Genomic DNA, 3,569 nt, shown 5'->3' on the forward strand with positions numbered 1-3,569 from the left:
CGGCGGCGCGGGCGTCGGAGGCGCGGCGGGCGGCCACGCGCTTGTTGTGGGCCTGTATGGCGGGGTCGCGCTCCTTGAAGTCGACCACCAGCGGGGTGGCGATGAAGATCGAGGAGTACGCGCCGGCCGCGAGGCCGACGAACAGCGACAGGGCGATGTCGTTGAGCATGCCGCCGCCGAGGACGCCGCCGCCGATGAACAGCAGGCCGGCGACCGGCAGCAGAGCCACGACGGAGGTGTTGATGGAGCGGACGAGCGTGCCGTTGAGGCTGCGGTTGGCCGCCTCGCGGTAGGTGAAGCCCGTCTGCTTGGTGATGTCCTTCGTGCTCTCCTTGAGCCCGTCGAAGACCACCACCGTGTCGTACAGCGAGTAACCGAGGATGGTCAGCAGACCGATGACCGTGCCCGGGGTGACTTCGAAGCCGACGATCGTGTAGACGCCGACCGTGATCGTCAGGTCGTGGATCAGCGCGACCAGCGCCGAGAACGCCATGCGCCACTCGAAGGCGATGGCGAGGTAGATCACCACGAGGACCATGAAGATCGCCAGGCCCTGCCACGCCTTTTTCGCGATCTGCTCGCCCCAGCTGGGGCCGACGAGCTGGTCGTTGATGTCCGCCGCGTCGACGTTCAGCTCTTCGGCGAGCGCCGTCTTGACCTGGTCGGACTGCTGCGTCTCGATGCTGCTGACCTGGATGCGGAGCTTCCCGCTGCCCAGCTCCTGGACGATCGCCTGGTGGCCCGAGGCGTCCTCGGCGACCTCCTGGGCCTGCGAGACCGAGGTCTCGGTCTTCGGGGTGGTGAAGACCGCACCGCCCTCGAACTCGATGCCCATGTTCAGGCCGCGGATGAAGAAGCCGGCGATCGCGATGATCGTGATGAGGACGGAGACGCCGTACCAGAGGAACCGCTTGGCGACGAAGTCGTAGCCGGCCTCACCGCGGTAGAGGCGGGCGCCGAGGGTGCCGAGGCGCGACATCTCAGACCTCCTTCGGGTTGACGGGACCGGCGGCGCGCGGGCGGCCGCGCAGCGGTGCCCTGGCTCCCAGCCGTTTGGGATCGAGCCCGGACCAGGGATGGCCGCTGGCGAAGAAGCGCTTGCGGGCCAGGATGGTCATCACCGGCTTGGTGAAGAGGAAGACCACGACCACGTCGAGGAGGGTGGTCAGACCCAGCGTGAAGGCGAAGCCCTGCACCTTGCCGACGGTGACGGCGAAGAGCACGGCCGCGGCGAGGAACGACACGAAGTCGGACACCAGGATGGTGCGCCTGGCCCGCGGCCAGCCCCGCTCCACCGCGGGGCGCAGGGTACGCCCCTCGCGGATCTCGTCGCGGATGCGCTCGAAGTAGACGATGAACGAGTCCGCCGTGATGCCGATCGCCACGATCGCGCCGCAGACCGCCGGGAGGTTCAGCGCGAAGCCGATGCCGGGCCCGAGCAGGGCCATGATCGTGTACGTGAGGGCGGCGGAGACCAGGAGGCTGACGACGGCCACCAGGGCCAGCCCGCGGTAGTACGCGACCAGGTAGATGATCACCAGCGCCAGCCCGATGGCGCCGGCGATGAGGCCGGCCTTGAGCTGCTCGTTGCCGAGGGCCGGCGAGACGGTGGTGACCTCGGACTCCTCGAAGGACAGCGGCAGCGCGCCGTACGACAGGACGTTGGCCAGTTCCTCGGCCGACTCCTGGTTGAAGCTGCCGGAGATCTGCGCCCGGCCGCCCGTGATCGACTCGTCGACGGACGGCGCGGAGACGACCTCGCCGTCCAGCTCGATGGCGAACTGGTTGTTCGGCGGCGCCTGGCCGGCGAGGGTGCCGGTGACGTCGGCGAACTTGTCGGAGCCCTTGTCGTTGAACTCCAGCTGCACGATCCAGCCGGAGCCCTGCTGGGCGTCGTACGTGGCGGAGGCGTCGTCGACGTCCGTGCCCTCGACCTCGGCCGGGCCGAGCGCGTACTTGTACGCGCCGTCGCTGTCGCACGCGACGACGGTGTCGGTCGGCTTGGCGTTCTCGCCGATCTTGGTGCGCTCCTCGGCGTCGGAGCAGTCCAGCGCGTCCAGCTTCTTCTGCACGTCGGCGGGGATCTGGCCCGTGGGCTGCTCGGCCGGGGGCGTCTCGGCGGGCGGCGCCTGCGACTCGCTCGGGCTGGGCGAGTCGTCGGCCTGGGCGAGGCCCTCGGACAGGGCCCGGCCCTGCTCGGTGGCGTCGTCGCCGGGGGCGGCCTCGTCGGAGGCGGTCTCGGACGGGGACGGCGAGGTGGAGGCGTCCCCGTCCTTCTCCTTGTCCCCGGAGTCCTTGTCCTTGTCCCCGGACTCCGACGGGCTCGGCGCCGGGGCCTCGTTCACCTCGTACGACAGCACGGGCCGGAAGAAGAGCCGCGCGGTGGTGCCGACCTGCTCGCGCGCCGTCTTCTGGTTGGTGCCCTTGGGGATGTTGACGATGATGTGCCGGTCGCCCTGGGTCTGGACCTCCGCCTCCTGCACACCGAGGCCGTTGACGCGGCGCTCGATGATGTTGACGGCGGTATCCATGTTGGTGGAGTTGATCGCGTTCTCGCTGCCCGGCTGGGTCTTGGCCTCCAGCGTGATGCTGGTGCCGCCGGCGAGGTCGATACCGAGGCGCGGGGTGGTGTGCCCGGAGAGGAACATCCCACCGGTGAGCGCGGCGATCGCGGTCAGGATCAGCAGCAGGGGGCGCCAGGGCCTGCCGTGAGATCCCTGGGACCTGCGGCCCGTCTTGGGTGCTGCCACCTTCTCGATTCTCCTGTCCAGACACCGCGCGGCGCGGCTCGTCGCGCGGTCACGAAGTGTAGCCCCGCGGTGCCGCGAGGCGAAAAGTGACCGATCCCCCGTTCACCGCGGCCGGCGGGGCCCCCGCAGCAGGTGCGGGGCCGCCGCCGAACGGCCGCGGTCACTTCGCGGCGGAGCCGCCGTTCTTCTTCTCGTCCTCGTCGGTGGCGTCCGCGGCATCCGCGTCGCCGTCGGCGGCGTCGTCCGCCGCGTCCTTCTTGTCGAGGTCGATCTTGTCCGACGCCTCCCGGCGGTCCTCGCCGGCGTCGGCGTCGGCATCGTCGGCGTCGTCGTCGTCACCGTCGGCGGACTCCGTCAGCGAGGACGCGTCGTCGGGCGCGGTGATCTCCTCGCCGTCGAACTCCGGAGCGCCGTGCACGATGCGGTTGTACTCGGCGTCGTCCAGGACGGCGCCGATGGAGTTCTTCGCGTAGATCGCGTGCATTCCTGGGGCCACCTCCAGAAGGATGGTGTCCTCGTGGACCTCCTTGACCGTGGCGTACATGCCGCCGACGGTCCGCACGCCGCTGCCCGGCTGCAATTGGTCCCGCATGCTCATCATCTGGCGCTGCTTGTTCTTTGCCGAGCGGGTCATCAGGAACATCGCCCCGATGAGCACGATGAACGGCAAGAGAATCGTGATATCCACGGTGTCCGGGTTTCCTTCGTAGGACCGCGTTCGCCACGGCCTCGTTCTGGGGGGCGGGGGTGCCCTCCGGTTCCGGAAGGCGTCGGCGGAGTCTAAGCGAGTTCCGCCGTGTGAACAACGCCCAGCATGTC

At 69.6% G+C, this 3,569-nt stretch carries 3 protein-coding genes; all 3 read right to left on the reverse strand.

Annotated elements, in window-relative coordinates:
• Positions 1–979: protein translocase subunit SecF (gene secF / locus H5J30_RS22290; RefSeq protein ID WP_181789162.1), on the reverse strand; the 979-nt coding region annotated here is incomplete at its 3' end.
• A 1-nt stretch (position 980) separates the two neighbouring features.
• A complete protein-coding gene (gene secD, locus H5J30_RS22295) occupies positions 981–2,750 on the reverse strand; it encodes a protein translocase subunit SecD (protein ID WP_181789163.1) in 1,770 nt (589 codons plus the stop codon).
• Between the two features lie 160 nt (positions 2,751–2,910).
• Positions 2,911–3,438: a preprotein translocase subunit YajC gene (gene yajC / locus H5J30_RS22300; RefSeq protein WP_181789164.1), complete on the reverse strand. Its 528-nt coding sequence runs from the start codon at positions 3,436–3,438 to the stop codon at positions 2,911–2,913.
• Positions 3,439–3,569: the final 131 nt, after the last annotated feature.

It is taken from the genome of Streptomyces phytophilus (genome assembly GCF_013870535.1).
Classification (GTDB): Bacteria; Actinomycetota; Actinomycetes; order Streptomycetales; family Streptomycetaceae; genus Streptomyces; species Streptomyces phytophilus.